3 protein-coding genes and 1 pseudogene are annotated in these 3841 nt (G+C 34.7%); 1 reads left to right on the top strand and 3 read right to left on the bottom strand.

Features of this window, described 5'->3' with window-relative positions:
* Positions 1-199: 199 nt before the first annotated feature.
* Positions 200-781, bottom strand: a complete 582-nt coding sequence (locus tag ACH0B5_RS17790; RefSeq protein ID WP_406928239.1) for an NAD(P)H-dependent oxidoreductase — start codon at positions 779-781, stop codon at positions 200-202.
* Between the two features lie 121 nt (positions 782-902).
* Here ACH0B5_RS17790 and ACH0B5_RS17795 point away from each other — a divergent pair, with 121 nt between their 5' ends.
* Positions 903-1268, top strand: a complete 366-nt coding sequence (locus ACH0B5_RS17795; protein ID WP_122973649.1) for a winged helix-turn-helix transcriptional regulator — start codon at positions 903-905, stop codon at positions 1266-1268.
* Positions 1269-1486: 218 nt separating this feature from the next.
* On the opposite strand, the gene ACH0B5_RS17800 is transcribed toward ACH0B5_RS17795, so the two are convergent.
* Both ACH0B5_RS17800 and ACH0B5_RS17805 read right to left on the bottom strand, forming a co-directional pair.
* Positions 1487-2395, bottom strand: a complete 909-nt coding sequence (locus ACH0B5_RS17800; protein ID WP_122973650.1) for a D-alanine--D-alanine ligase — start codon at positions 2393-2395, stop codon at positions 1487-1489.
* Between the two features lie 4 nt (positions 2396-2399).
* Positions 2400-3767: pseudogene (locus tag ACH0B5_RS17805) on the bottom strand (aminotransferase-like domain-containing protein); the annotation flags it as partial.
* Positions 3768-3841: the final 74 nt, after the last annotated feature.

Genomic DNA, 3841 nt, shown 5'->3' on the forward strand with positions numbered 1-3841 from the left:
GAGTCCAGTAAATTACCGAAAACATGCCAGCCAATTAGCTGCATAATAATAACTCTAACTTTAAGGGGTCACTACCGGAAAGCGCCCGATTGTGAAAGAACGAAAATTACACTTACTAAAGCTTTTCTCCTTATTTAAAATCGCAACCGTTTGTTTAAGTCCATTTCTCACAAATATCTTCTATTCAGTTCATTCTACTTTAAATTTCTAGGGTTATTTCTTTTAAAAATTGTTTCCTCTTCTCATCTGTTGTTAAGTTAACTCCAGAAAAATGAATCCATTTAGTGTGTTCATTTTTAATTCCTAGGTCAGCTAGAGTTCGGTTAATGAAGACCCCCCAAATAGCATTTCCTCCTTCAGATTCAATATAATTTTTATCCGTTGTAGAAGTTGAAATGACAGTTGTTTTTTCTATATTTGTCAATAAACCTTTCAGAGTATTTGTTTTTTTATCCTCTTGGAAAGCGAAGCCACTCAGCATTACTTTATCAATAAATCCTTTTAAAATAGCAGGTAAATCCCACCACCAGACAGGAAAAATAAAAATCAACTCCGTTGCCTGGCTTAATTTTTTTTGATATTCCTTAACTAATTCGTAGGGGGTTTCTCCTCTATTAAATTGCGCCAATTCTTCAGCTGTAAATACGGGATTAAACCCATCTTTATAAAGTTCGATCACTTGAACTTTTTCTTCCTTAGCTTCTAAGTCTTTCGTGATAGCGGTTAAGATTGCATGATTATAGCTTCCTTCCCATGGATGTGCATAGACAATGGTTTTCATTATTAATCACCCTTCTCCCTTATTAGCATCATATTTTGATGTACATTCATATTATTGTATGCTATAACATTCTACAAGTACGGTAATTTAAGTATGATACTAACCCAAAGGAGAGTGTTAAATGGAAAAAGAATCTTATGTATTAAAAGGTAATTTGAAGGATACTGGTTTTGGATATACTTTGTCATTAATTGGTGGAAAATACAAAATGACAGTTTTATATGCTTTATATTTAAACAATAACCCTATTCGCTATAACCAGCTGAAACGGATGCTTGGCAATATTTCTTTTAAAACATTAACCAATACACTAAAGGAACTTGAGAGTGATCAACTAATTAATCGAAAAGAATATCCTCAAGTGCCTCCAAAAGTAGAATATAGTTTATCGGAAAAGGGTTTATCACTAATTCCTGTATTAGATGCAATTTGCTATTGGGGAGAAGATCAATTGAATAAAAGAAGTAACGTTAAAAGTAGACAATAACTAAAGCAGGCTGCCTGTCAGCAGCCTGGATATACATACATATAAACTTCATGGTGGTACCTGTTAAATAAGAATCAATTATTTCTTCATTACTTATCTCTAATTTTACAAAGTAGAGTGTTGCGCCCGATTTTGGAATAAGAAAATTCAGCAATATAGGATCATCCTTTTATAGTAGAACTCCCATTAGGGTTTATAATTTAATAATATTTTACAAATTAATATTTTCCTCTCACATTCAATGAATGTTCAATGATTAAGTCAAGTAGCTTATGATAAGGAATACCCGCTCCCTGTGCACTTTTGGGAAACAAACTATTTTTCGTCATCCCAGGTAATGTATTTACCTCCATCACATAGGGGATACCATCTTTCAATATCATGTCGACTCGGGCGTAAACACTACATTTCAATGATTTATAGCAAGTCATTGCAGATAAATCAACACGGCTCTGTATTTCGGGAGGGAGCTGGACCACCTCTTCAATGGTAGCCACATCATCATATTTGGACGTATAATCAAAAAACTCACCCTGATGACGAATCGAAATCACCGGTAAAAGCTTTCCATCCAAAATGGAGCAAGTAATTTCCTCACCCGTAATTAGCTTTTCAATGATTACTTCGGAATCCCATTTGAACACTTCTTCAATAGCAGGCTTTAGTGTTTCTTTGTCATAAACAATTTTTACCCCTACACTCGAACCACCTGAATTAGGTTTTACGACTAGTGGGAAACCAATTTTTTCTAATTCTTCCAGTTTAAGGTCGTCCATATTTGTAAGGTGAATCCAATCGGGCGTTTGTACACCTTCAAATCGGATGATTTTTTTTGAGATATTTTTATCCATACATAAGCTACTAGATAGGATGCTGCTCCCTGTATATGGAATGCCCATGGTTTCAAAAGCACCTTGAATGGTACCGTCCTCACCGAATTTTCCATGCAACGCCAGTAGTGCAATCTCAATATCTTTTACCTTTTCCACTAGGCCATCTTTGTTCTCTAAGTAGATTGGGACAATTTCATATTTATTTTTATCTAAATGCTCGATTATCTCTTCACCTGTCATAATCGACACTTGCTTTTCGGAAGAAACTCCTCCCATAATTACGCCAACTCTCATTTTTCTAACCTCCATAATTATTTTTTAAGGTATCCCCTATAATTTTAATGCCATCCATAATCTCTCTTTCTGTCAGCCTAGAAAATCCTAATCGTAAGGTATGGTGTCCACTGTTGTCCGTGTGAAAAATATTACCTGGTAAGAAAACAACGCCCTTTTGATAACATTTTTCTAAAAGTTTTCGTGCATCGATGTGGTCTTCTAGTTCTATAAAAAGGTGCAGTCCACCGTCACCAGTTAATCGTTTGAATGGAATAAATTGCTGACAATAATGAACCGTTAATTCATGCTTTCTCTTATAAACGGATTTAGCTTTTTTTAAATACTTCTCAAAGTAACCATCATTCAAATATTGATATAACACGGCTTGATCTAATGTAGACGTATGAATTGTTCGGGCTCTTTTCATACTTTCTAAGAAATTAATTAACTCTTTATCTGCCAAAATCCAGCCAACCCGTAAGCCAGGAAAAAGAATTTTAGAGAAGCTGCTAATATAAATAACATTATTGCCCTGTCCAGCGAAGGATGCCAATGATGCAAGATGTGACCCTGAATAACGTAATTCTTCATTAAATCCATTTTCAATGATTGGTAACTGATATGCGGAAAACAAATCCATAATTTCTTTCCTTTTTTGTGAGGACGTTACTATACCCGTTGGATTATGATAAGACGGAATTAAGTATGCAAAATCATATTCTTTTTTTGATAGTAATGTTTCTAACTGACGAATATTGACGCCGTCATTATCCATTTCAATTCCATCGATTTCGAAGCCATGTAATCGAAAGAGTTTAAGTGCAGAATCATTGGTTGGATTTTCACAAAGAACACGCCCGTTCTTTTTAGTTAAAGAGGATAAAATGAGATCCAGACCTTCAGTAAATCCGTTAGTAATTAATATATCTTTATTTCTAGTGTCTACCCCTTTAATTTCCATATAGTGAAGTAAATATTCGATAAGTGGTTGATAGCCCTTTGCATATCCATAGTTAAGAACGATGTCTCCTTCCATAGACATCCGATTTAAAAAAGCCCTTTTAAAATTTCCCACATCAAAAAGTTTTTCATCTGGTGCGATGCTATTAAATGAAATAAATTCCTTATTCCAGCGCATACCATGCTTTTTAAGGTCCAACTCATCTGCCAACAAGGTTTGTTCATTGACTTTATCAGTCCAATTTAACTGGATAGATAGCGATTTGAATGTCTCAACACGACTTACAAAGTTTCCCTTCCCCTTTACAGCATAGATCAGTCCTTCTTGTTCCAAATCCGCATAAGCAGTTAGAACAGTGTTTCGGCTAATTGATAATAAAGAGCTAAGTTCACGAGTTGATGGAAGTTTTTGGTTCTCAATTAAATGCCCGTGTATTTCGCAAGTAAAAATTGAGCCATTTATTAATTAAAAACTGATCCACTTAAACCGAACTATTTTCTAGC

It is taken from the genome of Ureibacillus sp. 179-F W5.1 NHS, assembly GCF_045369345.1.
GTDB classification, from domain to species: Bacteria; Bacillota; Bacilli; order Bacillales_A; family Planococcaceae; genus Ureibacillus; species Ureibacillus halotolerans.